The following is a 26,610-nucleotide window of genomic DNA, read 5'->3' as shown; positions in this document are numbered from 1 at the left end:
ATCGGGGACGGAGGCGGTTCCTCCGTGTCTTCACGACCATCGACAGGATTTCCACTGCCGTGCCGGGCTGATAGACTCGGGCGCGGCCTGGGAGGAAACAGCGATGCCGGTCAATCTCGACGAGCTGAAGAACGCCACCAATCTGCGCGGCCGCGGCGCGCGCGCCGGCAGCGTTTTCATCGCACCTGTCGACGGCAGGGCGCATGTGTCGGGCGAGCGCAAGGTGCCGCTGCTCGACAAGACCATTCCAGCCCTTTTCTCCGACACCGCCAGCAGATACGCCACGCAGGATGCCGCCGTCTTCGTCGGCCAGGACAAGCGCTTCACCTGGAGCGAGCTGTCGGACACGGTGGATGCGCTCGCCGCCGGCTTCCTGGCGTTGGGCCTCGAGAAAGGCGAGCGCGTCGGCATCTGGTCGCCCAACCGTTGGGAATGGCTGGTGACGCAGTTCGCCACCGCCCGCGTCGGCCTGATCCTGGTCAACATCAACCCGGCCTACCGGCTGACCGAACTCGAATATGCGCTGAACAAGGTCGGCTGCAAGGCGCTCGTCACCGCGGCCAGCTTCAAGACCTCGGACTATCTCGGCATGATCGAGACGCTGGCACCGGAAATCGCCAAGGCCACGCCGGGCAAGCTGAAGGCGCAAAAATTGCCGGCGCTGAAAATCGTCATCCGCATGGGCGAGGACAATTCGCCGGGCATGTTCAATTTCGCCGACGTGCTGGCCATGGCCGGCCGCGACGAGCATGACAGCCTCGACCGCATTTCCGAAGGGCTGAAACCAAACGATGCGATCAACATCCAGTTCACCTCGGGCACGACGGGCGCCCCCAAGGGCGCGACGCTGACGCACCACAACATCGTCAACAACGGCAATTTCGTCACCTCGGCGATCAAACTCACCGTCGACGACCGGCTCTGCATCCCGGTGCCGCTCTATCATTGCTTCGGCATGTCGATGGGCACGATGGGCTGCGTCACCAAGGGCGCGACCATGGTGTTTCCGGGCGAGGGTTTCGACCCCGGCGGCACGCTGAAGGCCGTGGCGCAGGAACGCTGCACGGGTCTCTATGGCGTGCCGACCATGTTCGTCGGCATGCTGGACCATGCGGATTTCCCGACCTTCGATCTCTCCAGCCTGCGCACCGGCATCATGGCCGGCTCGCCATGCCCGATCGAGGTGATGAAGAAGGTGGTGTCGCTGATGCATATGTCGGAGGTGACCATCGCCTACGGCATGACCGAGACCAGCCCGGTCTCCTTCCAGAGCGGCGTCGACGACCCGCTGGAAAAGCGCGTCTCGACCGTCGGGCGCATCCATCCCCATGTCGAGGTCAAGGCCATCGATGCCGATGGCGCCACTGTCGCGGTCGGCGCGCCGGGCGAACTCTGCACGCGCGGCTATTCGGTGATGAAGGGCTATTGGGACGACGCCGAAAAGACCCGCGAGTCGATCGACGCCGACGGCTGGATGCACACCGGCGACCTCGCGACCATCGACGCGGAGGGCTATTGCAACATCGTCGGCCGGGTCAAGGACATGGTCATCCGCGGCGGCGAGAACGTCTATCCCAGGGAGGTCGAGGAATTCCTCTACCGCCATCCCAAGGTCAGGGAGGTGCAGGTGTTCGGCATTCCCGACCCAAAATATGGCGAGGAGCTGTGCGCCTGGATCGTGCTGAAGCCCGGCCAGATCGCCACGGAACAGGAGATCAGGAACTTCTGCGCCGGCCAGATCGCCCACTACAAGATCCCGCGCCACATACGCTTCCGCACCGAATTGCCGATGACGGTGACCGGCAAGCCGCAGAAGTTCCTGATGCGCCAGGCGATGGTGGAGGAATTGGGGCTGGTGACGCAGAAGACGGCGTGAGGGGTGGGCGCCTTGATCTGTCGGTGCGTGAATGCCGCCAAGGTCGCAGAAGCGCACAGGGGCTTGAATGACTGGTTTCGGACGATCGGCGATTTCCTACGCGATGCCCCTCGCCGCGCTGGCGATGGCTGTCGCGGTCAGAGCCAGCGGGCTGTCGGTGGACCAGGGTGCGCTGAACGCCAGGATCCTTGTCGGCGCGCTGTCGTGTGCGATCATGTTCGTCACCATTTTCGTGGTGCTAGACCACGCCGAGGCGGTAGCTCGGCGGGTAGGGGAGCCGTACGGCACGCTGGTGCTGACGTTTGCCGTCACGGCAATCGAAGTGTCGATCATTGTTTCCATGATGCTGCATGGAGAGAACAACCCGACGCTGGCGCGGGAGTCCGTCTTCTCGACGGTGATGATCGCATCCACCGGCGTTGTCGGCATGTGTCTCGCGCTTGGCGGCTGGCGTCATCGCAAGCAGGCCATCGTGCGGCAAGGGACCAGTGCCTATCTGGCGGTTCTGATCGCGCTGACCGTCATGACGCTTATTCTGCCGACCTACACCCAGGCCACGGATCCCGGCACGTTTTCGGCGGCCCAACTTGGTTTCGTCAGCGTCCTCTCAGTGCTGCTCTATGCAAGCTTCGTGTTCGCGCAGACCGTCCGACACCGGGAAGACTTTATCCAGGGGCAGCCACACGACGTCTCTGTGCGCGCCGCGCCTCACGAGAACATCTCCGCCAGCGCTCTGCTGCTGATGGCCGGGCTGATCGGAATTGTCATGCTCGCCGAGCAAGTCGCGGCAAGTGTCGAAGATACGCTCGTTGCCTATCAGGTTACCCAGGCTGACAGCATTGTGGGGGCGATGATCGCGGGGCTGGTGTTGATGCCGGAGGCCATTTCGGCGGTGCGCGCTTCACTCAACAACGAGCTGCAGCGCGGTTTGAATGTCGCGATGGGTTCGGCTTGCGCCACGATCGGCCTGACCATACCGGGAGTCGCGGCCGCCAGCCTGCTGACGGGGAGGGGACTGACCCTGGGGCTGCCGGCTGCCGATGCGGTCCTTTTGGTCCTGGCGCTTTTCATATGCAACGTAAGCTTCAGCACTGAAAGAACGACGTTTCTGACCGGAATGGTCCATCTTGTCGTCTTTTTTACCTATGTGTTTCTGATATTTATACCGTGAGAGCCTGGTACAAGTGACCAATCGGGCTCCGGCATCCTTCGCTATCTCAGATCCCGGATTTCAGGTGGTCGATGAAGGCGCGCAGCTTCGGCAGGATCTGGCGCTTGCCGGGATGATAGAGGAAGACTCCCGGCGTCGTCGCGGCGAGGGTGTCCAGCACCGGCTCGAGTGTTCCCTGGCCTATCGGACCCCCGGCGACCGGTCGAGGGATCTGCGCCAGCCCAATCCCACGCATCGCGGCCCCGAGCAATGTCGGGTAGTCATGCGCGATCAGCGGACCTGAGACCATCGCTTCGATCGCCTCGTTGCCGTCGACGAACGTCCAGGGCGCGATCGCGCCGTTCGAACGGCGCAGGCGCAGGCAGGCGTGGTGACGCAAATCATCGACACGCTCGGGGCGGCCATGGCGCTCGAAATAGTCGGGACTGCCGACGACGACAAACGAGAAGGACGGGGTCAGCCGCACCGCCACCATGTCGGTTGCGATGAACTGGCCAAGGCGAATGCCGGCATCGAAGCCGCCGGTCGCCAGATCAACCATCTCGTCGCTCGCGGCGATCTCCAGTTCGACTTCGGGATAGGCCTGGCAGAACGATGCGATCACCGGCTCGAGGATCAACGGCACGACGGCGCGCGGCACCGACAGGCGCAGCAGGCCGGTCGGCCGCTGGCCGACATCCCGCGCGGCCTCGCCGGCCGCGACGATCTCCTCGAAGGCGGGGCCGGCACGGTCGAGGAAACGCTGACCGGCCTCGGTCAGACCGACGCTGCGCGTCGTGCGGACAAACAGCGCCGCACCGATGCGGGCTTCCAGCGCGCGCACCGCCTGGCTCACGGCCGACGGCGTCACACCGAGATCGGCGGCGGCGCGGCGGAAATTGCGGCGCCTGGCGACAGCCAGGAACACCTCGACGCCCTCCAGCGCCCCGTGCCGCATTGTGTAGTTCTGCTTCATGGCTTGTTGTGATTACAGCGGATAGTCGAACGATGGAAGCGGGTCTAGATAATCAGAAGAAGCCAGGGGCCGCGCGTCAGCTGCCGACAGGAGGTCAAAATGCCTACGGAAATACTGTTCCAGACCCATCTCGTTCTAGGCTATATCGCATGGCTGCTCTGCTTCGGCGCGTATGGCCTGCCATGGCTCAACTCGATGGATCGGATGGCGGCGCAACGCGCTATCGCCACGCTGCACAGTTTCCGCTTCTTCGGACTGGTCTTCATGCTTCCGGGCGTCGTCAGCCCCGATCTGCCGGCCAGATTCGCCACCTTTGCCGCCTATGGCGACTTCGCAACCGGGGTGCTGGCCATGCTGGCGTTGCTCTCGGTGCGGATACGCCAGCTCTTCTGGCCGTTCGTCGTCGCCTTCAATGTCGTGGGGATGGTCGACCTCATCGTCGATTATTACCACGCCATCCAGGCCGACCTTCCTGCCCATGCAGGATTGTTTGGCGCCACCTACGCCATCCCGGTCATCTACGTGCCGCTGTTGATGATCACGCACGTCGCCGCGTTCTATTTTCTGCTACGTCCCCACCAGGAAGCCACTCGCGCCATGGCAGGTGATGCGGCTGCTTCCTAGATCATCGGAGGTCCGATGGACGCGCCGCAGCCCGCCATTGCTTGCTAACGCCGTCCGCTCTGCATCTCCGATGGCCGCGGGGCCGAGCCCGGCTCCTGCACGAGCGGTCCGAGCAGCACCTCTCCGAACAGCGGCTGGTAGCTCCTGCGCACCGCCGGATCCTCCTTGAAGGACAGCGCATATTGGCCGATCTGGTGGAAGTAGGTGATACGCGCCCTGACCAGGCTTTCGTCCTCGGGATAGCCCATGGCGCGGAAGGAGCGGATCAACAGCGCGATGCGCAGATCGTCCATGTCCTTGACCTCCTGCGCCAGCTTCTTCGACGTTCGCGACCAGTCGCGTATGGCGAGATCAAGCAGCGGGCTGAACGGCGCCTCATCGACCCAGACATGCACGATGTCGGTGAAGAACTGCAGGCCGTCTATGTCGTGGATGTCGCGCATCGCCCAGAAGGGTGCACAATTGGTGTTTCGCCATTCCTGCAGCAGGCCGTCGCGAAGGTCGGCCAGGCTGGCGAAGTGGAAGTAGAAGCTGCCGCGCGTCACCTTGAACTGGTGCGCCAGGCGGTCGATCTTGACCTCGCCGATGCCGCGCTTCTCCAGCACCTTGCGCGCGGCCGTGATCCAGGCCTCGCGGCTGAGCGTCTGTCGCGCCGGCTTCGCAGGCGGAGCGGCCTTGGTCGGTCTTTTGGCCCGGGCCGGGGCAGGGTCCGCTTTCATCTGATCAAGACCTTCATCGCCATATGCGACGCCTGCAACCCGTTCGCCGGCTTCGATGCGCTTCGCGATTCTTCAAGCGCTCATCTATCGCGGAAGGCGCAGCTCAGGGCAATGCGCTGATCCGCTCCAGCATGAGTTCGAAGAACGGCGCCGGATCGATGCGTCGCAGGACGTTGCAGTTCTTCCGCCGGCCGGTGACATGCCACCAGTCGACGACGGTCATGCCGATCGTCTCCGGCGAGACGATGTCGACCGTCACCGCGCACTGGCGCTGCTCATAGATCTGCGGCGCCAGCAGATAGCCGGTGACGCAGGCATCATGGATGGGGCGCGCCGGCGTTTCGAATTTGTGCGTGCCGTACTGGCGATAGAAGTCGGCCAGATTGGCGGCCTCGATCGCCGCCCGGCTGCCGGTGGCGCGCAGGCGGTCGAGCCATTCGGGCGTCATCAGCGCGGTGTAGGTGCAGTCTATGCCGGCCATGGTCACTGGCACGCCGCTGTCGAACACTTTGTGCGCTGCATGCGGGTCGACGAAGATGTTGAACTCGGCGGCCGGCGTGGCGTTGCCGCCCTGGAAGAAGCCGCCACCCATCAGCACGACTTCGCGCAGGCGGGGCACGATCCTCGGCTCCATGGTCATGGCCATTGCGAGATTGGTCATTGGCCCGAGTGTGCAGACGGTCAACTCACCCTCCGGCGCGTCCATTATCGCGCGCACGAGATAATTGACCGCGTGTTCGTCCTGCAGCGGCGTCACCGGTTCGGGAAGGTCGGCGCCGTCGAGGCCGGTTTCGCCGTGGACATATTCGGCCGTGATCAGCTTACGCACCATCGGCGCCGGACATCCCGCGTGGACCGGCACATCGGGCCGCCCGGCAAGCTCCACCACCTTCAGCGCGTTCTTCGACGTCAGGGCAAGCGGCACATTGCCGCCGACCGTGGTGATGCCGACCACGTCGAGTTCGGCCGGCGAGCCCAGCGCGAAGAGGATGGCGAAGGCGTCGTCCTGGCCCGGATCGGTGTCGATGATGATCTTGCGTGGTGCCATGTTTCAGCGCTCTTCCTTTTGCGATCGAAAGCCTATTGATGAGGCCGTTCGGATGTGTAGAAATACAGTACTGTATCTTATGTTCAAGACAGGGTGTTCGAAAATGGATGCACAAGAGCGCGGCGATTTTTCCGAAATTCCGATCCTCGACGTTTCGGCGCTCTATGGCGACGATGAGGGGGCGATCCGGGCGACGGCGGCGACGCTGCGCCGCTATCTCGAGACGGTCGGCTTCCTCTATGTCACCGGGCATCCCATTCCGCGCGCCGATGTCGAAGCCGTGCGCGAAGCCAGCAAGCGCTTCTTTGCCTTGCCCGAGGAGGAAAAGGCGAAGCTGAAGATCGACAAGAATTTCCGAGGCTTCCTGCCCTTTGCCGGCTCGACCATCGTGACCTCGTCGGTGGCCACCGTCAGCAAGCCCAACCAGAGCGAATCGATCTTCTTCATGCACGAGGTCGGCGCCGACGATCCTCGGGCCCTGGCCGACAAACCCTTGCAAGGCCCCAACCAGTGGCCGGACGAGACGGCGCTTGCCGGCTTCAGGGAAACGATCGAGCGCTATGTCCAGGAGATGGGCACGCTCGCCCGCAAGATGGTCCGCGCCATCGCGCTCTCGCTCGGGCTGCCCCCGGACAGCCTCGACCGCTATTTCGAGCAGCCGACGACATTCCTGCGGCTGCTGCACTATCCGACGCAGCCCCAGGAAGAGGGGCTCTTCGGTTCGGCGCCGCACACCGATTACGGCTTCATCACCTTGCTGGCGCAGGACAATGTCGGCGGCCTCGAGGTCAAGAACAAGGCCGGCGACTGGGTTCCGGCACCGCCGGTCCCGGATTCCTTCGTGATGAATGTCGGTGACATACTGGCGCGCTGGTCGAACGACCAGTTCGTCTCGACGCCGCACCGGGTCATCAACCGCTCGGGACGCGAGCGCTATTCGCAGCCCTTCTTCTTCGATCCGTCCATGGACGAGACGATCGAGGCGCTGCCGGTCTGCGTGCCGGCCGGCACGCAGCCGAAATACGGGCCGGTGCTCTACGGCGACTATCTGATGGAGCGCATCGACAAGAACTATCACTACCGCAAGAAGAAGGCGGCGGAAGCCGCCGGCGCATAACGGCAAGCAAGCAAAAGAAAGGGGAACAGCAATGAATGCATATCTGCGAATGACCGGCCTTGCGCTGGCGATATCCACCATGGCCTGGGGCGGGATTTCCCGGGCCGCCGAGGTGCCAAAATCCTCCGACGTCAAGCAGAGCGGGACGCTCGCCGTCGCCAACACGCTGGACTATGCGCCGTTCGAATATCTCGATGCCGACGGCAAGCAGACCGGCATCATCATCGAGCTGGCCGGCGAGGTGGCCAAGCTCGTCGACGCCAAGCTCGACGTGCAGCGCACGCCGTTTCCCTCGATGATCCCCGGCCTTGCCGCCGGCCGCTTCAAGATCGCCTGGGAGACGTTCTCGGCCACGCCCGAGCGGCTGAAGCAGGTCGATTTCGTCATGTTCCTCAAGGCGGGTCTCGCCGTCTCGACGTCGCCGGACAAGAAGGCGAGCTTCAGCGGCGACACCCCGCTCTGCGGCAAGCGCATCGGCGTCTCGGCCGGCAGCGCCTCCGACTTCCTGGTCGACAAGCTAAGCAAGGAGTGCACCGACAAGGGCCAGGCGGCCATCGCGAAGTCGGTCTTCAACTCCTCGACGGATATCGTCCAGGCCGTGCTGTCGGATCGTGTCGACGCCCGCATGGACGATGCAACCGCTTCGAGCTATTTCGAGGTGACGAGCAAGGGCCAACTGGTGGTGCTGCCGACGCTTTACGATGTCGCGCCGCTCGGCATGGCGATCGCCAAGGACGACAAGGAGACCGCCGACATGATGGTGGCAGCGCTCGCCGAACTGTTCAAGAACGGCACCTACAAGGCTATCCTGGAAAAGTACGGCATGGGCGCCTACGCGATCAAGGAACCCTACTTCGTCGGCACCATGGACGCACTGCGCGCCGAATAAAAAATTCCCCGGCGCCTGGTCCAGGATCAGGCGCCGGCCACAACCAGGAGACCATTGATGGGCATGGCCCACCAAACCGAGATCGGCGTCGAGCCGAGCGTTGCCGCCGCCGTGTCACGGCTGACCGTCGTGCCGCAGCGCCGCTATGGCATCTGGATCGGCACGGCGTTCGCCTTGCTGCTGGCCTTCCTGATCATCCGCGCCTTCGCCGGCAACCCGGCCTTCGCCTGGGGCACGGCCGCCGGTTATCTCTTTCACCCCTCGATCATGCGCGGCCTAGGCAACACGCTGGTGCTCACTGTCATCATCATGCTGCTGGCGATCGTGGTCGGCACCGTCATTGCCATCATGCGTGTGTCGCCAAGCCCGGTGTTGCGTGGCTTCGCGGGCGTCTATGTCTGGTTCTTCCGGGGTGTCCCGGCGCTGATCCAGCTGATCTTCTGGTTCAACCTGTCTCTGCTGGTGCGCGAAATCTCGCTCACCCTGCCTTTCCTGGGCACGCTGTTTTCCGTGCGCACCAATGATTTCATGACGCCGTTCTTCTCCGCGGTCGTCGCGCTTTCGCTGTGCGAGGCCGGCTACATGGCCGAGATCATCCGCGCCGGCATCAAGTCGGTGCCCTCGGGCCAGTCGGAAGCGGCGAGCGCGCTCGGCATGCCCTACCGCATGATCCTGAAGCGCATCACCCTGCCGCAGGCCATGCGCTTCGTGCTGCCGCCGACCGGCAACGAGGCGATCAACCTCTTGAAGATGACGTCGCTGGTGACCTTCATTGCGGTCGATGACCTGTTCTATACCGCGCAAAGCATCTATGCGCGCACCTTCGAGACGATCCCGCTCCTGATCGTGGTCGCCTTCTGGTACCTCGCCGTGGTCAGCATCATGTCGGTGGGGCAGCATTTCCTGGAGCGCCATTTCGGCCGCAGCGACACGCGCCGCGAACCCGTGACGATGCGCGCCTTGCGCAATCTGATCAGCCTGCGCGGCGTTGCCCGATGAGCGATGTGAAGTCCGAAAATCGCGCCCGCTTCGGCGTGCCGGCCGATTCCATGGTGTTCGCACGCGGCGTGCGCAAAACCTATGGGTCGCTCGAGGTTCTCAAGGGCGTCGACTTCGACGTGCCCGAAGGCTCGGTGGCCTGCATCATCGGCCCATCAGGATCCGGCAAGAGCACGTTCCTGCGCTGCATCAACCATCTGGAAAAACTCAGCGGCGGCATCCTGCTGGTGGACAGCCAGTTCGTCGGCTACGACCTCCGGGGCGACAAGCTCTACGAGGTCAACGACGATCTCCTGTGTCAGCGCCGGGCCGAGATCGGCATGCTGTTCCAGTCGTTCAACCTGTTCTCGCACATGACGGTGATGGAGAACCTGATCGAGGCGCCGACGCAGGTGCGGCGCACCCCGGTCGACCAGGCCAAGGCCGAGGCGGAAGTCCTGCTGCGCCGCGTCGGCCTCGCCGACAAGGTCGACCGCTATCCGCGCGAACTGTCCGGCGGCCAGCAGCAGCGCGTGGCGATCGCGCGTGCCATGGCGATGAAGCCGAAGGTGCTTTTGTTCGACGAGCCGACATCGGCACTCGACCCGGAACTGGTCGGCGAGGTTCTGCAGGTGATGCGCGATCTGGCGGAGAGCGGCATGACGATGGTCGTCGTCACCCACGAGATCGGCTTTGCCCGCGAGATCGGCGATCAGCTGGTCTTCATGGATGGCGGTGTGATCGTCGAACGCGGCGCGCCGCGCGAGATGATCGCCAACCCGCAATCGCCGCGCACCCGCGAGTTCCTGTCCCGGGTTCTCTGATGCTTGGCTTCAAGCTGCCAGCATTGCCGCGCCCAGCCCGCGGATGATCTTGGCGAGTTCGACGCATTCGCCATGCCTTGCACTGTTCCGCCGCCAGGCGAGGCAGATCATGCGCTGCGGCATCGGCTCCTGGAACGGCACGATCTTGAGGTCGGGGATGGTGCCGGCGGGCCCGGTCGCCATTTCCGGGATGAGCGTGACGCCGAGCCCATGCGCCACCATCTGCAGGAGCGTGGTCAGGCTGGTGGCGCCGTAGCTGGCCATGGCCACCGGCCGCACATTGCCGCAGACGGCGAGCGCCTGTTCGCGCAGGCAATGGCCTTCCTCCAGCAGCATCAGCCGTTCCAGCGCCGGACTTTCGGGCGGAACCGGCGGCGAGGCGAAGGCCGGATCGCCGGCCGGCACGGCAAGGAAGAACCGGTCGGGAAACAGTGCCTCGGTGACCAGGCCGGGATGGTCGAGCGGAAGGGCCGCGATGAAAGCGTCGAGCTTGCGCGAGGCGATGTCCTCGACCAGCGAGGCGGTGACCGCCTCGCGCAATTCGAGCAGCAAGGCCGGGAAATGCTGTTTCAGCCCGGGCAGGGCGCGCGGCAGGAGATAGGGCGCGACGGTCGGAATGATGCCCAGCCGGAAGCGCCCTTCCATGGCGGTGCGGCCGCGCCTGGCCGTCGTTTCGACATCGCGTATGTCGGCCAGGATGCGTTCGATGCGCGGCAAAAGCGCGATCGCTTCGTCGGTCATGCGCACCGATTTGCCGCCACGTTCGAACAGCCGGCAGTTCAGCCTCTGTTCCATCTCCGCGATCTGCGAGGACAGCGCCGGCTGGCTGACACCGGCCAGTTTTGCCGCACGCCCGAAATGCAGCGTCTGCGCCAGCGCCTCGAAATAATGCATCTGGCGAACTGTCAATCCTATCATAAGAAAATCCTATCGAAATGAACAGGAAAGGCAATTTGTTTTTATCAACAATGCGGCCTAGTCTGGAATCATTCCAGTTTGGTGCGGTCGCTGGCCGGCCCCAAAATCCTGGCAAAAAATCAAATCAAACCTCGGCAAAATCGGAGACTGAAGATGGACGCGAACACCGATGACAAAAGCGCGGGCAAATGCCCGGTCGCGCACGGAGCCGTTGGCAGGACCAACCGTGACTGGTGGCCGAACCAGCTGAACGTCCAGATCCTGCACCAGCAGTCGTCCCTGTCCGACCCGATGGGCGAAGCGTTCGACTATGCCGAGGAATTCAAGAGCCTCGACCTCGACGCCGTCATCAAGGACCTGCATGCGCTGATGACGGATTCGCAGGAATGGTGGCCGGCCGATTTCGGCCATTACGGGCCGCTGTTCATCCGCATGGCGTGGCACAGCGCCGGCACCTACCGCATCGCCGACGGCCGCGGCGGCGCCGGGGCCGGCCAGCAGCGTTTCGCGCCGCTGAACAGCTGGCCTGACAACGTCAACCTCGACAAGGCACGCCGGCTCTTGTGGCCGATCAAGCAGAAATATGGCCGCAAGATCTCCTGGGCCGACCTTCTGATTCTCACCGGCAACGTCGCGCTGGAATCGATGGGCTTCAAGACTTTCGGTTTCGCCGGCGGCCGCGCCGATGTCTGGGAGCCCGAGCAGGACGTCTATTGGGGCCCCGAAGGCAAGTGGCTGGCCGACGAGCGCTACAGCGGCGACCGTGACCTGCAGAACCCGCTCGGCGCCGTGCAGATGGGCCTGATCTACGTCAATCCGGAAGGSCCGAACGGCAATCCGGATCCGCTGGCCGCGGCGCGCGACATCAGGGACACATTCGCGCGCATGGCGATGAACGACGAGGAGACGGTAGCCCTCATCGCCGGTGGCCATACGTTCGGCAAGACCCATGGTGCGGGCGATGCGAGCCTTGTCGGTGTCGAGCCGGAAGGCGCCGATATCGAACAGCAGGGCCTTGGCTGGGCGAGCAAATTCGGCACCGGCAAGGGCGGTGACGCCATTGGCAGCGGTCTGGAAGTCATCTGGACGACGACGCCGACCAAATGGAGCAACAACTTCTTCGACAATCTGTTCGGCTTCGATTGGGARCTGACCAAGAGCCCGGCAGGCGCGCATCAGTGGACGCCGAAGGGTGGCGCCGGCGCCGGCACGGTGCCGGACGCACACAACGCGGCCAAGCGCCACGCACCCTCCATGCTGACCACCGACCTCGCGCTGCGTTTCGATCCCTCCTACGCAACGATCTCGAAGCGCTTCCATGAGAATCCGGATCAGTTCGCCGACGCTTTCGCCCGCGCCTGGTACAAGCTGACCCACCGTGACATGGGCCCGGTCGCCCGCTATCTCGGCCCGTTGGTTCCCAAGGAAGAGCTGCCCTGGCAGGACATCATCCCGGCGGTCGATCATGTGCTGATCGACGAGCAGGATGCCGAAGCGCTCAAGGCCAAGATCCTGGCTTCCGGCCTGTCCGTGTCGCAGCTGGTTTCGACGGCGTGGGCTTCGGCCTCGACCTTCCGTGGTTCCGACAAGCGCGGCGGCGCCAATGGCGCGCGCATCCGCCTCAGCCCGCAGAAGGACTGGGCCGTCAACCAGCCGGCCGAACTCGCCAAGGTTCTCGGCAAGCTCGAGGCGATCGCCAAGGACTTCAACGCTTCGCAGACCGGCAGCAAGAAGGTCTCGCTTGCCGACCTGATCGTTCTCGGCGGCAACGCGGCAATCGAGAAGGCCGCAAAGGCCGCCGGCCACAGCGTCGACGTTCCGTTCTGGCCAGGCCGCATGGACGCCTCGCAGGAGCAGACCGACATCCACTCCTTCGCGCCGCTGGAGCCGACTGTTGACGGCTTCCGCAACTATGTCAGCGGCAAGCAGCGGCTGACCGTCGAGGAGGCGCTGGTCGACCGGGCGCAATTGCTGACGCTGACGGCGCCGGAACTGACCGTCCTCGTCGGCGGCCTGCGCGTCCTCGGCGCCAATGCCGGGCAGTCGAAGCACGGCGTGTTCACCAAACAGCCGGAAACGCTGAGCAACGACTTCTTCGTCAACCTGCTGGACATGAGCACGGAGTGGAAGGCGACGTCGGATGCCAAGGACGTGTTCGAAGGCCGCGACCGCAAGACCGGCGAAGTCAAATGGACCGGCACCCGTGCCGACCTGATCTTCGGCTCGCACTCGCAGCTGCGCGCGCTGGCCGAAGTCTATGCGACGGCGGACGCCAAGGCGAAGTTCGCGAAAGACTTCGTCGTGGCCTGGACCAAGGTGATGAACGCCGACCGTTTCGACATCGCCGGCTGATCCAGACAAAGCTCTATCCAATAAAAAAGGCGCGGGCCATGGCCCGCGCCTTTTCGTTCAGGCTTTCGAGATCAGTCCTTCTCGAAGACGCGTGCCTTGGCGACGACGCCGGCGATGGCGCCGCCGATCAGCGGGGCGACGATGAACAGCCAGAGCTGGCTGAGCGCAGCGCCGCCGGTGAACAGCGCCGGGCCGATGGAGCGGGCCGGATTGACCGAGGTGCCGGTGACCGGGATCATGGCGAAGTGAATGCCCGCCAGTGTCAGGCCGATGACCAGGCCGGCAAACGCCGTCGAGTGCTTTTCAGCGGTCACGCCCAGGATCACCGTGACGAAGGTGAAGGTGCCGATCAGCTCCCACAAGAAGGCCGAACTCATGCCCCATTTCGTTTCGTCCCAGCCATTGGCGCCGAAGCCGGTGGTGTGACCGCCGGCCTGGCCGGAAACGATGACCCACAGCGCCAGCGAAGCCAGGATGGCGCCGATGATCTGGGCGATCCAATAGGGGATGACGTCCTTGGCCGGCAGCCGTCCGGCAAGGAAGACGCCGAGCGTCACCGCCGGATTGAGATGCGCGCCCGAAATCGGGCCGATCGCATAGGCTGCTGCGATGAGGCCGATGCCGAATGCCAGACCAATACCTTCCTGGCCGAGCGGCAGCGCGCCGCCGAAGCCGCCCGTCACCACCGACGCCGTGCCGATGAACACCAACAGAAATGTGCCTAGAACTTCCGCCAGATAAGTTTTCATTGCCCTCTCCTCGTAGCGATCCGCCGGTCCGCGTTTTCCACGCCGCGAATCATGGTGTGAAGAGTATTCCCAACGGAAAAACTTGGAAAGCAGAGCGGTTGCGCCACAGGCCGTGCTTGCGTTCGCCAGTTACGAACATTAGAGACCTTGCATCTATTAATCGATGTGCTGTCGCCAGCCCGCGATATTTATGGATCGGACAGATTTCAGGCTGCCTCTTCGTCGCTGGATGGACCGGGGTTCAATCCGGAAGCGAAAGGCTCTAAGAGCAGGCGATAGATCTCGATTTGATGGAATGACCGATGCGACTGGGCGGACGGCTGGCTGCGGCCATCGAAGTGCTGGAGGACATTGGCCGGCGTCACCGGCCGGTGGCCGATGCGCTGAAGGATTGGGGCCTGTCGCATCGCTTCGCCGGCGGCGGCGATCGCGCGGCCATCGGCAACATCGTCTATGACGCGCTGCGCCACAAGCGCTCGGCCGGCTGGCTGCTCGGCGAGGACACGCCACGCGCTATCGGCTTAGGTGCATTGCTGCTCGAATGGGGCCAGACGGCGCAGTCGCTCAACGACGCGCTCGACGGCGACAAGTTCGCGCCGCCGCTGCTCAGCGCCACCGAATTGCAAACGGTCGCCGGTCGCCGGCTTGCCGACGCGCCGCCCGCGGTGCGCGCCGACATCCCCGACTGGTGCGAACCGCTTTTCGAACGGGCCTTTGGCGAGGCATGGGTCGGCGAGGGGGCGGCACTTGCGACCCGCCCGCCGCTCGACATCAGGGTCAACACGCTGCAGGCCGATCGTGCCAAGGTGCTCAAGGAACTGGCCGATACGGGCGCGCAGCCCGCGCGGATCGCGCCGCTCGGCATTCGCATTCCGCCCATCGACGGCGACGGCAGGCATCCGAACGTGCAGGCCGAGCCGGCCTTCCAGAAAGGCTGGTTCGAAGTCCAGGACGAGGGCTCGCAAATAGCGGCGACACTTGCCGGCGCCGAGGCCGGCATGCAGGTGCTCGACTTCTGCGCCGGCGCCGGTGGCAAGACGCTGGCGCTGTCGGCCGCGATGGACAATCGCGGCCAGATCTTCGCCCATGATGCCGAAAAGGCCCGCCTCGCGCCGATCTTCGACCGCATCCGCCGCTCCGAAAACCGCAATGTGCAGGTCGTCACCAAGCCGGCCGAACTCGCTCCGCTGGCCAATCACATGGACATCGTGCTGGTCGACGCGCCCTGCACCGGCAGCGGCACCTGGCGCCGCCGTCCCGATGCCAAATGGCGACTGACGCAAAGGCAGCTCGACGCCCGCAAGGGTGAGCAGTCGGCGATCCTCGATGCGGCACAAGCCTATGTCAAACCCGGCGGCCTGCTGGTCTACATCACCTGTTCGGTTTTCGACGAGGAGAATGGCGAGCAGATCGCGGCGTTCCGCAAGCGCAGCAGCGGCTTTGCTCCGGTCGAACACCGCGCGTTGTGGGATCGCCATTTTCCGGGTCATGAGGCGGCCGTGCGGATCGGCGCTGGCGGAGATATATCGCTGTCCCCGGCACTGAGCGGCACGGACGGGTTCTATTTCTGCGCCATGCGCAAGGCGCGTTGACCGCTGCCGTTGACAGGCAGCGATCGTGCCCCAGTTCCAGTTGCGCGGCGCCGTGCCGCTATGGGGTGGGATTCTTGAAGAAATATCTGTCGCTGTCGCTGTTGCTTTTCCTTGTCCTGGTGCTCGGTGGAGGCCTGCTGATCGGCTACGCAACGTTGCCGGGCGCCTGGTATGCATCGCTGGTCAAGCCGCCCTTCAATCCGCCCAACTGGGTCTTCGCGCCTGCATGGACACTGCTCTATGTGCTGATCGCGGTGGCCGGCTGGCGGACTTGGGTGCGCGAGCCGACGGGTAAGGCGATGCAGATCTGGGGCGTGCAGCTCGTGCTGAATTTCGTGTGGTCGCCAACCTTCTTCGGCGCAAAGATGATGGGATCCGCCTTGGTCGTCATCATGCTTCTTCTTGCCAGCATCGTAGCGTTCATCGCCAGCGTCTGGAACCGTGACAGGCTTTCCGGCTGGCTGTTCGTGCCTTACGCGGCATGGGTAGCCTTCGCCACCGTGCTCAACGCTTCGCTTCTCCTGCTGAACTAGGACCCCAATGTCGTTTTGTTGCAGTGCAGCAAAAGCATTTGCCTGCCGCCCGTGCCTCTGCGATAAGCTTTCCCGGCAAAACTGAAGGCAATTGCGATGGCAGCAAAGATCGTACCGGCTCCGGATTATGAGGATCGCGTCAGGGCGTCCTTCGCGCGCCAGCAGGCAATGGCGACGATCGGCGCCGAACTGACGCTGGTGACGCCCGGCATCATCGAGATCGAGATGCCCTATTCGGCGGCGCTGACCCAGCAGCACGGCTTCCTGCATGCCGGCGTCATCTCGACGGCGCTGGATTCGGCCTGCGGCTATGCCGCCTTTTCCCTGATGCCGGAGAATTCCGGCGTGCTGACCATCGAATTCAAGGTGAACCTCCTGGCGCCGGGCAGGGGCGAGCGGTTCCTGTTCCGGGGCTCGGTGACCAAGCCCGGCCGCACCATCATCGTCGCCGACGGCCAAGCCTATGCCTTCGCCGCCGATGGCGAGGCCAAGCTCATCGCCACCATGACGGGCACAATGATGACGGTTGTTGGCCGGGATGGGATTGCTGGCTGATGGCAAACACGACTCGAATTGGCGGCAAGGATGTCCTCTTCGTCATGGCGGCGCACGCCGAATATGGCCCGCATCTGCAAAAACTGTTCACGCCGCTGATGACGGGTGTCGGACCGGTCGAAGCCGGTGTCCGGCTCGGCGCCGAACTCTCCTGGCTGAAGTCGGAAAAGGCGCTGCCGGACCTCATCGTCTCGCTCGGCTCAGCCGGCAGCCGGACCCTGGAACAGACGGAAATCTATCAGGCCGTCTCGATCAGCTATCGCGACATCGATGCCTCGCCCCTGGGTTTCGAGAAAGGCGCGACGCCGTTTCTCGACCTGCCGGTCACCGTGCCGCTGCCGTTTCGTATTCCCGAAATCAAGCAGGCCACGCTGTCGACCGGCGGCGCCGTCATCACCGGCGCGGCCTATGACACTATCGCGGCCGACATGGTCGACATGGAAACCTTTGCCTGCCTGCGCGCCTGCCAGCTGTTCGATGTGCCCCTGATCGGGCTGCGCGGCATTTCCGACGGCGCCGCCGATCTCAGGCATGTCGGCGACTGGACCGAATATCTCCATGTCATCGATGAAAGGCTGGCCGACGCCGTCATGCGCCTCGAACAGGCGATCGGCACGGGCCTGCTGCGGACCGCTCCGTCCAATGACCAGCCCAGGCCAGTCTGAAAGTCAGGCTACTCAACCCATTGCGTCGACTCATTTCTTTCTCTAAACGCTCGCCATGAAAACAGCCAATCATCCCGACACCGTCCTGATTGTCGATTTCGGCAGCCAGTTTACGCAGCTCATCGCCCGCCGCATCCGTGAGGCCGGCGTGTTTTCCGAGATCGTGCCGTTCCAATCGGCCGAAGCCGCCTTCAAGCGCATCAATCCCAAAGCCGTCATCCTGTCGGGTGGTCCGGCCTCGACATCGGATATCGGCAGCCCGCGCGCGCCGCAGATCGTCTTCGATGCCGGCGTGCCGGTGCTCGGCATCTGCTACGGCCAGATGGCCATGTGCGTGCAGATGGGTGGTGTCGCTGAAAGCTCCAACCACCGTGAGTTCGGCCGCGCTTTCGTCGAGATCGAGAAGGACAGTCCGCTGTTCGACGGCCTGTGGGCCACCGGCCAGCGCCATCAGGTCTGGATGAGCCATGGCGACCGCGTCATCGCCCTGCCGCCGGGTTTTCAGGTTTTCGGCAAGTCGGAAAGCTCGCCCTTCGCCATTTTCGGCAATGTCGAGCGCAAGATGTACGGCATCATGTTCCACCCCGAGGTGGTGCACACGCCCGACGGCGCCAGGCTGCTCAGGAATTTCGTCCACAACATCGCCGGCATCGAGGGCGACTGGACGATGCGTGCCTACCGCGAGCACGCGGTCGAGGCGATCCGCAAGCAGGTCGGCAAGGGCAAGGTCATCTGCGCGCTGTCGGGGGGCGTGGATTCCTCGGTCGCGGCGCTTTTGATCCACGAGGCGGTCGGCGACCAGCTCACCTGCATCCTCGTCGACCATGGCCTGATGCGCAAGGATGAGGCGGCGGGCGTGGTGGCGATGTTCCGCCAGCACTACAATCTGCCGCTGATCCTGGTCGATGCCTCGGAAAAATTCATCTCGGCGCTGGAAGGCGAGGTTGACCCGGAGAAGAAGCGCAAGACCATCGGCCGGCTGTTCATCGAAGTGTTCGAGGAAGAGGCCAAGAAACTCGGTGGCGCCGACTTCCTGGCACAGGGCACGCTCTATCCCGACGTGATCGAAAGCGTCTCCTTCACCGGCGGTCCGTCGGTGACCATCAAGTCGCACCACAATGTCGGCGGCCTGCCCGAGCGCATGAACATGCAGTTGGTCGAGCCGCTGCGCGAACTGTTCAAGGACGAGGTGCGGGCGCTCGGCAAGGAACTCGGCCTGCCCGAAAGCTTCATCGGCCGCCATCCGTTCCCGGGTCCGGGTCTCGCCATACGCTGCCCGGGCGGCATCACCCGCGAGAAGCTCGAGATCCTGCGCGAGGCCGACGCCATCTATCTCGACGAGATCCGCAAGGCCGGCCTCTATGACGCCATCTGGCAGGCCTTCGCCGTGCTCTTGCCTGTACAGACAGTCGGCGTGATGGGCGACGGCCGCACTTACGAATTCGTCTGCGCGCTGCGCGCCGTCACTTCGGTCGACGGCATGACGGCGGATTTCTACCACTACGACATGGCCTTCCTGGGCGCCGCCGCTACCCGCATCATCAACGAGGTCCGCGGCATCAACCGCGTCGTCTACGACGTAACGTCGAAGCCGCCTGGTACAATCGAGTGGGAATGATTCAGGCCCACTCAGACGCCGCCGAAAATACGCCAATCTGCGACGTAACATACTGAAAACAAAAATAAATCCTTTCAGGGACAATCAGCGACAATCGGTGCGCTAGGATTTGCTTTGACGGACCCCCTGACGGACCTTCCGCATATTGCCCGCCCGATTTTTTCTGAGTACCGTCAGAGTCAATGGGCTCGTGACGGTACTTTTTTGTGCCTTAAGGCATTGAAGAAAAAGGGAATTTCCTGCCGCGAAGCCTCTAAATTGTCCTGACGGTACTTTTCAGGAGGCAATGGGAATGTTGACGGACATCGCTCTTAAAGCGCTGAAACCAAAAGATAAAATCTACAAGATTGCTGATCGTGACGGCATGTACGTCCGCGTCATGCCCAGTGGCGCGATCTCGTTTCGGCTGGATTACAGGCTGAATGGACGCCGCGAGACGGTCTATCTAGGCAGATATGGGAGAGATGGAATCTCGCTCGCGTTGGCGCGAGAAAAGTGCCTCGACGCAAAGCGCGCTATTGGCGATGGCCGATCGCCGGCGATCGAGAAGCAGCGCGACAAGCGTCGCCTGAAAGAGGCGAAGAGCTTTGGCGAGTTCGGGGAGAAGTGGCTCACTGCCGCACCGATGGCCGACAGCACCCGCGCCATGCGGCGCGCCATCTTCGAGCGGGAGCTTCTTCCGATCTGGCGCAATCGCCTGCTGACGGAGATTACGCCGGATGACCTGCGGGCCCATTGCGGCGCTATCGTTGAGCGTGGCGCCCCGGCGACCGCCATCCATGTTCGAGACATCCTGAAGCAGATCTACGGCTTCGCGATTTTGCACGGGGAGAAGGTGGCCAATCCGGCTGATGAAGTTGGGCCCGCGTCAATTGCTACTTTCGTGCCGAAGGACCGCTCGCTTTCGCCCTCGGAAATTCGCGTGATGCTGAAGCAGCTGGAGCACGTCGCCACAATTCCCACGATCCGTTTGGGAATGCGGCTTTATCTGCTCACCATGGTGCGCAAGAGCGAGCTGCAGGACGCGGTGTGGGACGAGGTCGATTTCGAGAATGCGGTCTGGACGATCCCGAAGGAGCGGATGAAGCGCTCGAAGGCGCATAACGTCTACCTATCGCGTCAGGCTCTCGACATCATGATTGCCCTGAAGACTTGTGCGGGAAATTCGAGATACCTTCTTCCATCGCGGTACRACGCGGACGCCCCCATGTCGCGCGCTACGTTTAATCGGATCACTTACGCGGTCGTCGAACGGGCGAAGGCGAACGGGCTGCCTCTGGAGCCGTTTACGGTTCACGACCTGCGGCGAACGGGCTCGACCCTATTGAATGAACTTGGCTTCAACAGCGATTGGATCGAGAAATGCCTGGCCCACGAGGACGGGCGCTCGTCGCGTGGTGTCTACAACAAAGCCGAATATGAAATGCAGCGCCGCCACATGATGCAGGAATGGTCAGACATCATCGATGCCTGGGTCGGCGGCAAGAAGTTCGTCCCGACGCTTATCCCGCCGATGATGCCACTGCTGGAGCCTGATCCGGCTCTCTGAGCGGTCGAACTCGGCGCTGCTTAAATTGGTCCTGGGCGGCGGGCCGCGTGTCTGGCCAAACTCGCAAACGTCTCTTGGCACTTTGGCGAGTAAACTGCGGGTGCAACGCTTGGAGTGCTGCGGCATACCGAGTACCAAATATGTACGAGCATGATGATAGCAGGAGGAGCAGAACTTGAAGCGAGCGATAGGGAGTTGGAGACCCGGCTATCATGCACTTGTGCGTAAGTTCATCGCCCTTCACTTCGGTGACGCGGGCGGTATTACCGGCCTTTTTCCCTACATGAAACGGGATTTCAAATGGAGAGACGACTCTGTCACACCCATTGATGCGCGCACGATCTTAAAGAACAACATCGAATATCACGGCCTCGAAAGGCATGCGCGTCAATATCACACGACAGCACAATATGAATACGCCTATCACCACTGGCTTATCGCAGCGACTTGGCGACGCGAGACTATGGAGGCCAATCTCTTCGAAGATGAACGGCATCAGGCAGCTGTCGAATTCGACCTGCGAAACGCTGAATATAACAAGGCTCTCGATCGCTGGCAGAAGCACAGGCGCAAGGGCATGCCCACACCTGAAGAATTCGGCTTGGATCCTGAAAAGGTAGAAAGAATGGTACGCACTGCTCAGGCCGAAATCGACGCCGTTTATGCCGAGATCTCCTCCGAGGTAGAAGAATAGCTGCTTCACGAATTCGCTTCTGCAAAGCCGTGAATGCAGCATGCGTGGGGCCTGGCCGGCCTTTCGTGATGTAGCGGAGGCGTGCCTTGGGCTCGAACTTCAGCGCCCTACAAATCGTAATAGTTCCGCCGGTCGGACGTAGGCCGCTTCATCGCGGGATTCACTTTGGCGGAGTGTTCTTCTTCTGTCACCGGCATGCAACCCGACAGCAAGTCACGATCAATCCCTACGAGGTCGAAACTCACGCCTCGTGCGAAAGGTGGAGCTGCTTGCAGCGGTCCCGCGTCGATATCGCGCAGTGATGTGCAAGGCTGCCGGATGACGCAGAAATGGTCGGATATCGTCGAGACCTTGGGTCGGCGGCAAGACCTGCCTCCCGACGATCATCCCACCGTTGATGCTGATCCTGCAGCCCGATCTGGCTCTCTGACTAGACTTGCTCGGCGCTGCTTCAGGTCGGGTTTGGGCGCGCGGAGTATCGGCTTTGAGCGGCGCGCCGCAAGCCAGGCTTGAACCTCGCTCAGATCCCAAACGACGCAGCGCGGGGTCAAGGCGAAGCGTCGAGGAAATGCCCCCCGCTGCTCCATCTCGTAGATTGTGCTGTCGGCCAGAGGCACGATGTTCCGCAATTCCTTACGCCGAATGGCCCGACTCATTGTCGCGTCTTTCTTTGAAATCATGAAAACCTCCTGTCCGAGCGTTCGAAGAGTCTGGATTCAATCGATCATTAAGAAAAGGCGCATTTGGGAGACGTCGTGGAAATGGCGAAAATTGAGTACAGACAGGACATACACGCGTCACCGAGCACTCCGCTGCGTCCTCTTCCTGGTGGTCGAAATGCATGGACTGGCCGCGCATTATCGCCAATGTCAGGCAATTGCCGGAGCGGACCGCCGCGGTCGGGGACAGTCGGTCCCGCGTCCCGGCCTGCGGCCGTCGCTATGCTGACGCTCCTACGGCTGTCCCGTTAACCGCCCGCGGCGGGGGCGAATTTCCTCCGTCCAACGCGCGACAATTGTCCGCTATTGCGGACGCGCGCAGGACTGCGGTTTATACGCCACTTTTGTTGGGCGCCGACTGTCGTCGGCGCGGATCGCAAGAACGCTGGCCAGCCTGTCAGAGCAAGCGGACCCGAGATCGATCCTCTTGTGGTACCTCCAGCCAGGACGTGCTTACGTTGTCGAAAATGGGAGGACGACATGCTCAGGCTCGTACATGAAATGAAAGCCAAGAAGGCGGCCCAGAAAATGCTGGCCCAGATCGTGAAGAATTCCGTCCCCTCTCAGGGTGCGGTGAACGTCGGCTTCAGAGGTGGCAACGTAGATCGCGAGGTGTTCTCGCATGGCGAAGGTGAACTTTGGGCTTCGATCAGCCGGACACCGGACAATGCCGAGATTCCGAAATTCTGGAATGCGTTTGGTATCCTCGCCGAACGGCCCGTGCAGCACATCACCGTCGAGATAAATGTCCCCGCCCCAAGCAATAGCTGGCAAGTCGCCGGAGCCTTTGCCGAAGACGAAGAGACAGGCGACATCTACCTGATGCATGACGGCGCGGTTGGCGGAGGCCGAAAGGGGATCGGAAAGAACGCCTTTCTCCTCTGGTCACGGATAAGAATGGTCGACGTCCTCTGCGAAGACGGAAGAGTGCGCGAGGCAATTCCGGTTGGAAACATGGCCGACGACGACTTCGTTGGGCGACTGTCGCGCTTCGCCACCAAAGTTGCGGACTTCAAGGCTGCGGTGAAAAGCGGCGAGCTCAGCACCCCCGCATTCAAAAAGAGGATAGAGGAGGACGATCGGTACAACAGAGAATTCTCAGGCACGAAGCGCGGCAGCCGAGGTCGGACGCTCACTTACGAGACGTACCACGGCGACATTGTGGATAAGGTAGTTGCCGAACGAAGAGCCGCCTGCCGGCCCGGTGAGGAAGTCTTCAACACCAAACTGATCGACTGCTACGTAAAGCTAGCAGGGCGGGTGATCGAGGTTTACGAGATCAAGACGGGTGTCGGACGACAACAACTCTATACCGCGATTGGACAACTTGTGACCCATGCCGCGACCAGCGGTGCCACTAAGATACTTGTTATCCCCGCAGGTGAGGACATACCGAGTGGCTTCGACAAAGCTATCGAGACACTTGGCGTCAAGGTTCGCCGTTTCAAGCTATCCGGAAGCAAACGAAGGCGGGTGATCGAACTGGTTTGATCATGGCGTCACTTCCAGGCGGAGTACAGCGCGTTCTCGACTACTTCGAACCTTTGGAAACCCGGCCTCGCCATAAACGAACTCACCGTTGCCACGTGGTCTCCTAGCGTTCGTGTCAACTCTGCTCGGGTAACGGTACAGCGGTGTCCAAGAATGACTTGTGCCAACTTCATGCGTTCCGAAAACGGCAGGAAATGGAGACCCGTCGCCGGGTCTTTCTCCTCGAGTTCGCAGAAGGTCCGATACTCGGTTTCGTAGCACCAAGCGTCGAACTTTCGGTACAGAAGGCGGGTCTTCAACTCCTCTTCGGTGAAGTCGTCCAGACTGGTCCGCCCGAGATCAGCCAACTTGGGACGAAGCGCATCGTATTCGACTACCCGGAGCGACCCATCATCGACGACATCGAACCCGAGAGCCATTCCCTTGTATTTATCTGCGTAGTGGCCCCAAAGAAGAGGGTGGGTCCAGTCGACACTCATGCAGACGATGCCATGGCGCGCATCCATCTGCTTTTTCCGCGCATTCAGCACCCTCCGGTCAGACCGCTCGACATCAAGGCCGAGAAATTCAAACGGGTCATTAAGTTGGCTGATACGCGCGATTTTCAGGCGGCTATCGCGGATCGCTGCGAGGCCGTACTTCTGTGACGTGAAATAGTACAGTCTCATGGTGATCTCCTCCCGGAAGTGGTCATCATATGGGATTACCGCAACCAATACCCTTGCATGCCCAGTTTGATGTAGTCTCCGCGAATCGATAGCCATTTGCAGAGCAACGATGACCAAAATGCCCTTGCCACCCCTGCGCCGAGTGTCTGAAGCCACGCAAAAGACAATTGAGGCGTTGAAGGAACACCGAAAAGCGAACCCGACACCCTTGTCGCCGTGCGTCGGCCAAACAGTGGCCGACATAGAGTCCTACTACCGCAACCAGCCGGAGGGGGCCCTTGCCGTTGTACGCCAAACACAGGGTGGCATGCTCCTCTACACATTGTCGACGATCGAGCTTCGCAGGACACGCAGCGGCCGCATTAATGTCCCAGGGTTCGGCGACTTCACGATGAAATCCGGCGTGAACTGCTACTACCCAAAGGGCCAAACGACGCTAGTCGTGCCGACGGACGAGGTCGTGGCCTGGGCCAAGGAGCATCCGCGCGGCGAACTTGGCTATTCGATCTACCCCGCGAGAGACTGAATCGATCTCAGCCAGCCAGTTCCCGCGAATCCGATGTGGTTGTGCCGCCTTTGTAGAGTCCCCAGAAGCCCTTGCCCCTATTCTGGCGCCGTCGAACTCGGGGTCAATCGCTCCCTTTCCGCATTGTCTCGACAGTGAGCGCCCCCTCGGGAAGTGACCGGAGCAGTTCCGCCTCTTGTTTCGTCAAATTAATCCAGGCCGCCCAATCCGATGGCTGCAGGACGACTATTTGACGATCGTGAATCGGGGGCGACGTCTGGGCCGGGTTCGGTCGTCAGCATCGTGAAGGCGGGCGGATGATTGCCTTGGCCCTCACGCCAAAGGCCCGCGATCTCCATGAATGGGGCACCCGTCAAAGTGAACCGGTGCTTGGCTTTTGGGTATTTCTTGCCAGTGAATTCGAAGAAAGCGCTGAGGCAGGTCGAGTTCTGTCTGTTGCGCGGGGATGCCGAGTTCCAAGTCCTGCATCATCTAGCAGTATTCGGCCCACCGGATGTGTTGCTCATAGTCGTTACACATGACCTTCAGCTTAGCGACTTTTCGTCGTTTTCGAAGGCCTATCAGGGCGACCCCGAGGGGCTGGGCAGCCGGCAAAGCTGAAGCCTCGCCCGCGACGGGTCTTCACCCATACAACGAGACGTGGCGACGAGAGAGAGAGTGCGGACCGGGTTTGCCGTGACGGGTTGAAGGTCGGGAGAGAGGCTCCTGGCGCCCGTCGCGGAGAACCGCGATGCCCAGAACCGCTAGCGCCCGTTCCGGCAATGACCGGCCAGGCCTCTATCAGGAAATCACCGACAAGATCATCGCCGAGTTGGAAGCCGGACGTATCCCGTGGGTACAGCCCTGGGGGACGGCGGCGGCAAATGCGCCGCTCGCCATGCCGGAAAACGCGTCGACCCGCCGGCGCTACTCCGGCATCAACGTCCTGATCCTGTGGGGCGCGGTCATCGAGCACGGATTTACCGGCCAGAGCTGACTTACATTCCGCCAGGCGCTCGCCCTCGGCGGTAACGTCAAGAAGGCGAGCATGGCACGACCGTCGTCTACGCCGATCGCTTCGTGCCCGACGATGAGCGCCAGCGAGCCCTTGAGAGCGGGGACGAGGCACAGGCGATTCCATTCCTCAAACGCTTCACAGTCTTCAATACCGATCAATGCGAGAACCTTCCGGAGGACATCGCCGCCGTCGCACCATCGCCTCCGCCCGACATGATCGAACCGCAAGCAGAGGCGCTGATCCGGGCCACAGGCGCGGATTTTCGGATAGGAGGCAGCCGCGCCTTCTACAGCCCAGCGTGCGACTTCGTGCAGGTCCCTCCGCCAGCCGCCTATTTCGAACCGATCAATTGGCACCGCACCGCATTCCATGAACTGGGGCATTGGTCGGGCCATTCCTCCCGGCTCGGCCGTGACATGGCCGGTTCCTTCGGCTCCAAATCCTATGCGCGGGAGGAACTGGTGGCAGAGATGGTGGGGGCCTTTGTCTGCGCTTCTCTCGCCATCGTGCCGACGGTGCGCCATGCCGACTATATCGGTTCATGGCTCGACGTTCTGCGCGAGGACAATCGCGCCATTGTCCGTGCCGCCGGCGCCGCGTCGAAGGCCGCCGAGTTCATCCTCGGTTTCCAGCCTGGCGTCGACCAGTAGGCGACCGCGGCAGCAGCGAATGACAAACGGGAGGCCGCGTGATGGGCCACACCGAGCCGGAGTAGGACCGCGCTTCGCCGGCTTCCCGGTTTGGCGGCCAGGAGAGTGAGAGGGGTGCCGGTATTTCATGACG

24 protein-coding genes and 2 pseudogenes are annotated in these 26,610 nt (G+C 62.5%); 18 read left to right on the top strand and 8 right to left on the bottom strand.

The genetic code is table 11. The annotated features are described in order from the left end of the window. The first annotated feature begins 103 nt into the window (after positions 1–103). Together AC1DPX_RS22725 and AC1DPX_RS22720 are read left to right on the top strand one after the other, a co-directional pair. Positions 104–1,876, top strand: a complete 1,773-nt coding sequence (locus tag AC1DPX_RS22725) for an AMP-binding protein (RefSeq protein WP_477239703.1) — start codon at positions 104–106, stop codon at positions 1,874–1,876. A gap of 67 nt (positions 1,877–1,943) precedes the next feature. Next, positions 1,944–3,047 carry a calcium:cation antiporter gene (locus tag AC1DPX_RS22720; protein ID WP_202355858.1) on the top strand — a complete coding sequence of 368 codons (1,104 nt, stop codon included), beginning with the start codon at positions 1,944–1,946 and terminating at the stop codon, positions 3,045–3,047. Positions 3,048–3,093: 46 nt separating this feature from the next. On the opposite strand, the gene AC1DPX_RS22715 is transcribed toward AC1DPX_RS22720, so the two are convergent. Continuing rightward, on the bottom strand, positions 3,094–4,002 hold the full coding sequence (locus AC1DPX_RS22715; RefSeq protein WP_477239702.1) for a LysR family transcriptional regulator: 909 nt from the start codon (positions 4,000–4,002) through the stop codon (positions 3,094–3,096). 99 nt (positions 4,003–4,101) lie between these two features. Between AC1DPX_RS22715 and AC1DPX_RS22710 the strand changes: the two genes are divergently transcribed. After that, a complete protein-coding gene (locus AC1DPX_RS22710; protein WP_202355856.1) occupies positions 4,102–4,626 on the top strand; it encodes a hypothetical protein in 525 nt (174 codons plus the stop codon). A 44-nt stretch (positions 4,627–4,670) separates the two neighbouring features. Here the strand turns inward: AC1DPX_RS22710 and AC1DPX_RS22705 are convergent, their stop codons facing one another. Continuing rightward, positions 4,671–5,345: a TetR/AcrR family transcriptional regulator gene (locus tag AC1DPX_RS22705; RefSeq protein WP_477239701.1), complete on the bottom strand. Its 675-nt coding sequence runs from the start codon at positions 5,343–5,345 to the stop codon at positions 4,671–4,673. A 103-nt stretch (positions 5,346–5,448) separates the two neighbouring features. Next, a complete protein-coding gene (locus tag AC1DPX_RS22700; RefSeq protein ID WP_477239700.1) occupies positions 5,449–6,393 on the bottom strand; it encodes a nucleoside hydrolase in 945 nt (314 codons plus the stop codon). Positions 6,394–6,496: 103 nt separating this feature from the next. On the opposite strand from AC1DPX_RS22700, the gene AC1DPX_RS22695 reads away from it, so the two are divergent. From AC1DPX_RS22695 to AC1DPX_RS22680, 4 genes are read left to right on the top strand one after another with little or no spacing between them, the layout of a single operon-like run. After that, on the top strand, positions 6,497–7,510 hold the full coding sequence (locus tag AC1DPX_RS22695) for an isopenicillin N synthase family dioxygenase (protein WP_477239699.1): 1,014 nt from the start codon (positions 6,497–6,499) through the stop codon (positions 7,508–7,510). Positions 7,511–7,541: 31 nt separating this feature from the next. Next, positions 7,542–8,399 carry an ABC transporter substrate-binding protein gene (locus AC1DPX_RS22690; protein ID WP_477239698.1) on the top strand — a complete coding sequence of 286 codons (858 nt, stop codon included), beginning with the start codon at positions 7,542–7,544 and terminating at the stop codon, positions 8,397–8,399. A 57-nt stretch (positions 8,400–8,456) separates the two neighbouring features. Then, the gene (locus AC1DPX_RS22685) at positions 8,457–9,398 is read left to right on the top strand and encodes an amino acid ABC transporter permease (protein ID WP_477239697.1); all 942 of its coding nucleotides are present in this window, start codon (positions 8,457–8,459) and stop codon (positions 9,396–9,398) included. Between the two features lie 50 nt (positions 9,399–9,448). Then, complete coding sequence (locus AC1DPX_RS22680; RefSeq protein WP_477239829.1) at positions 9,449–10,201, top strand: amino acid ABC transporter ATP-binding protein; 753 nt, start codon at positions 9,449–9,451, stop codon at positions 10,199–10,201. Positions 10,202–10,210: 9 nt separating this feature from the next. Here the strand turns inward: AC1DPX_RS22680 and AC1DPX_RS22675 are convergent, their stop codons facing one another. Continuing rightward, positions 10,211–11,119, bottom strand: a complete 909-nt coding sequence (locus AC1DPX_RS22675) for a hydrogen peroxide-inducible genes activator (protein ID WP_477239696.1) — start codon at positions 11,117–11,119, stop codon at positions 10,211–10,213. A 153-nt stretch (positions 11,120–11,272) separates the two neighbouring features. Here AC1DPX_RS22675 and katG point away from each other — a divergent pair, with 153 nt between their 5' ends. Beyond that, positions 11,273–13,471: a catalase/peroxidase HPI gene (gene katG / locus AC1DPX_RS22670; protein WP_477239695.1), complete on the top strand. Its 2,199-nt coding sequence runs from the start codon at positions 11,273–11,275 to the stop codon at positions 13,469–13,471. A gap of 71 nt (positions 13,472–13,542) precedes the next feature. On the opposite strand, the gene AC1DPX_RS22665 is transcribed toward katG, so the two are convergent. Continuing rightward, positions 13,543–14,220, bottom strand: coding sequence for an MIP family channel protein (locus AC1DPX_RS22665; protein WP_477239694.1), 678 nt, complete (start codon positions 14,218–14,220; stop codon positions 13,543–13,545). Between the two features lie 302 nt (positions 14,221–14,522). Here AC1DPX_RS22665 and AC1DPX_RS22660 point away from each other — a divergent pair, with 302 nt between their 5' ends. From AC1DPX_RS22660 to AC1DPX_RS22630, 7 genes are all read left to right on the top strand, one after another. Then, the gene (locus AC1DPX_RS22660) at positions 14,523–15,812 is read left to right on the top strand and encodes an RsmB/NOP family class I SAM-dependent RNA methyltransferase (protein ID WP_477239693.1); all 1,290 of its coding nucleotides are present in this window, start codon (positions 14,523–14,525) and stop codon (positions 15,810–15,812) included. Positions 15,813–15,886: 74 nt separating this feature from the next. Next, positions 15,887–16,345 (top strand): TspO/MBR family protein, encoded by a 459-nt coding sequence (locus tag AC1DPX_RS22655; protein ID WP_477239692.1) that lies wholly within the window; start codon positions 15,887–15,889, stop codon positions 16,343–16,345. Between the two features lie 96 nt (positions 16,346–16,441). Continuing rightward, positions 16,442–16,900: a PaaI family thioesterase gene (locus tag AC1DPX_RS22650; RefSeq protein ID WP_023686843.1), complete on the top strand. Its 459-nt coding sequence runs from the start codon at positions 16,442–16,444 to the stop codon at positions 16,898–16,900. After that, positions 16,900–17,565, top strand: a complete 666-nt coding sequence (locus AC1DPX_RS22645) for a 5'-methylthioadenosine/S-adenosylhomocysteine nucleosidase (protein WP_477239691.1) — start codon at positions 16,900–16,902, stop codon at positions 17,563–17,565. Before AC1DPX_RS22650 ends, AC1DPX_RS22645 begins: the two co-directional genes overlap by 1 nt. A 55-nt stretch (positions 17,566–17,620) precedes the next feature. Next, positions 17,621–19,183, top strand: a complete 1,563-nt coding sequence (guaA, locus tag AC1DPX_RS22640) for a glutamine-hydrolyzing GMP synthase (RefSeq protein ID WP_202355845.1) — start codon at positions 17,621–17,623, stop codon at positions 19,181–19,183. A 292-nt stretch (positions 19,184–19,475) separates the two neighbouring features. Next, positions 19,476–20,732 carry a tyrosine-type recombinase/integrase gene (locus tag AC1DPX_RS22635; RefSeq protein ID WP_477239690.1) on the top strand — a complete coding sequence of 419 codons (1,257 nt, stop codon included), beginning with the start codon at positions 19,476–19,478 and terminating at the stop codon, positions 20,730–20,732. Between the two features lie 175 nt (positions 20,733–20,907). Further along, the gene (locus tag AC1DPX_RS22630) at positions 20,908–21,426 is read left to right on the top strand and encodes a hypothetical protein (RefSeq protein WP_477239689.1); all 519 of its coding nucleotides are present in this window, start codon (positions 20,908–20,910) and stop codon (positions 21,424–21,426) included. Positions 21,427–21,809: 383 nt separating this feature from the next. On the opposite strand, the gene AC1DPX_RS22625 is transcribed toward AC1DPX_RS22630, so the two are convergent. Continuing rightward, entirely contained in the window at positions 21,810–22,082 is a 273-nt protein-coding gene (locus AC1DPX_RS22625) for a helix-turn-helix transcriptional regulator (RefSeq protein WP_477239828.1), read from the bottom strand. Positions 22,083–22,625: 543 nt separating this feature from the next. On the opposite strand from AC1DPX_RS22625, the gene AC1DPX_RS22620 reads away from it, so the two are divergent. After that, positions 22,626–23,636 (top strand): hypothetical protein, encoded by a 1,011-nt coding sequence (locus AC1DPX_RS22620; RefSeq protein ID WP_477239688.1) that lies wholly within the window; start codon positions 22,626–22,628, stop codon positions 23,634–23,636. Positions 23,637–23,644: 8 nt separating this feature from the next. On the opposite strand, the gene AC1DPX_RS22615 is transcribed toward AC1DPX_RS22620, so the two are convergent. Next, a complete protein-coding gene (locus AC1DPX_RS22615; protein WP_477239687.1) occupies positions 23,645–24,304 on the bottom strand; it encodes a DUF2971 domain-containing protein in 660 nt (219 codons plus the stop codon). Between the two features lie 109 nt (positions 24,305–24,413). Here AC1DPX_RS22615 and AC1DPX_RS22610 point away from each other — a divergent pair, with 109 nt between their 5' ends. Further along, complete coding sequence (locus AC1DPX_RS22610; protein ID WP_477239686.1) at positions 24,414–24,830, top strand: hypothetical protein; 417 nt, start codon at positions 24,414–24,416, stop codon at positions 24,828–24,830. A gap of 103 nt (positions 24,831–24,933) precedes the next feature. Here the strand turns inward: AC1DPX_RS22610 and AC1DPX_RS22605 are convergent. Continuing rightward, positions 24,934–25,301 (bottom strand): annotated as a pseudogene (locus tag AC1DPX_RS22605) (SOS response-associated peptidase family protein). Positions 25,302–25,560: 259 nt separating this feature from the next. Here AC1DPX_RS22605 and AC1DPX_RS22600 point away from each other — a divergent pair. Continuing rightward, positions 25,561–26,477, top strand: a pseudogene (locus AC1DPX_RS22600) (ArdC family protein). The last annotated feature ends 133 nt before the right edge of the window (positions 26,478–26,610 follow it).

The organism is Mesorhizobium sp. 01N446 (genome assembly GCF_056399285.1).
This window is presented reverse-complemented; position numbering and strand designations above follow the sequence as displayed.

What these genes read in the sequence shown, in the direction of transcription:
- AC1DPX_RS22665 (WP_477239694.1), bottom strand. Translation starts at nt 14,220, where the DNA reads ATGAAAACTTATCTGGCGGAAGTTCTAGGCACATTTCTGTTGGTGTTC.
- AC1DPX_RS22695 (WP_477239699.1), top strand. Translation starts at nt 6,497, where the DNA reads ATGGATGCACAAGAGCGCGGCGATTTTTCCGAAATTCCGATCCTCGAC.
- AC1DPX_RS22675 (WP_477239696.1), bottom strand. Translation starts at nt 11,119, where the DNA reads ATGATAGGATTGACAGTTCGCCAGATGCATTATTTCGAGGCGCTGGCG.
- AC1DPX_RS22685 (WP_477239697.1), top strand. Translation starts at nt 8,457, where the DNA reads ATGGGCATGGCCCACCAAACCGAGATCGGCGTCGAGCCGAGCGTTGCC.
- AC1DPX_RS22720 (WP_202355858.1), top strand. Translation starts at nt 1,944, where the DNA reads ATGACTGGTTTCGGACGATCGGCGATTTCCTACGCGATGCCCCTCGCC.
- AC1DPX_RS22610 (WP_477239686.1), top strand. Translation starts at nt 24,414, where the DNA reads ATGACCAAAATGCCCTTGCCACCCCTGCGCCGAGTGTCTGAAGCCACG.
- AC1DPX_RS22680 (WP_477239829.1), top strand. Translation starts at nt 9,449, where the DNA reads ATGGTGTTCGCACGCGGCGTGCGCAAAACCTATGGGTCGCTCGAGGTT.
- AC1DPX_RS22615 (WP_477239687.1), bottom strand. Translation starts at nt 24,304, where the DNA reads ATGAGACTGTACTATTTCACGTCACAGAAGTACGGCCTCGCAGCGATC.
- AC1DPX_RS22710 (WP_202355856.1), top strand. Translation starts at nt 4,102, where the DNA reads ATGCCTACGGAAATACTGTTCCAGACCCATCTCGTTCTAGGCTATATC.
- AC1DPX_RS22625 (WP_477239828.1), bottom strand. Translation starts at nt 22,082, where the DNA reads ATGAGTCGGGCCATTCGGCGTAAGGAATTGCGGAACATCGTGCCTCTG.
- AC1DPX_RS22725 (WP_477239703.1), top strand. Translation starts at nt 104, where the DNA reads ATGCCGGTCAATCTCGACGAGCTGAAGAACGCCACCAATCTGCGCGGC.
- AC1DPX_RS22620 (WP_477239688.1), top strand. Translation starts at nt 22,626, where the DNA reads ATGCTCAGGCTCGTACATGAAATGAAAGCCAAGAAGGCGGCCCAGAAA.
- AC1DPX_RS22715 (WP_477239702.1), bottom strand. Translation starts at nt 4,002, where the DNA reads ATGAAGCAGAACTACACAATGCGGCACGGGGCGCTGGAGGGCGTCGAG.
- AC1DPX_RS22645 (WP_477239691.1), top strand. Translation starts at nt 16,900, where the DNA reads ATGGCAAACACGACTCGAATTGGCGGCAAGGATGTCCTCTTCGTCATG.
- AC1DPX_RS22660 (WP_477239693.1), top strand. Translation starts at nt 14,523, where the DNA reads ATGCGACTGGGCGGACGGCTGGCTGCGGCCATCGAAGTGCTGGAGGAC.
- AC1DPX_RS22705 (WP_477239701.1), bottom strand. Translation starts at nt 5,345, where the DNA reads ATGAAAGCGGACCCTGCCCCGGCCCGGGCCAAAAGACCGACCAAGGCC.
- AC1DPX_RS22690 (WP_477239698.1), top strand. Translation starts at nt 7,542, where the DNA reads ATGAATGCATATCTGCGAATGACCGGCCTTGCGCTGGCGATATCCACC.
- guaA (WP_202355845.1), top strand. Translation starts at nt 17,621, where the DNA reads ATGAAAACAGCCAATCATCCCGACACCGTCCTGATTGTCGATTTCGGC.
- AC1DPX_RS22700 (WP_477239700.1), bottom strand. Translation starts at nt 6,393, where the DNA reads ATGGCACCACGCAAGATCATCATCGACACCGATCCGGGCCAGGACGAC.
- AC1DPX_RS22650 (WP_023686843.1), top strand. Translation starts at nt 16,442, where the DNA reads ATGGCAGCAAAGATCGTACCGGCTCCGGATTATGAGGATCGCGTCAGG.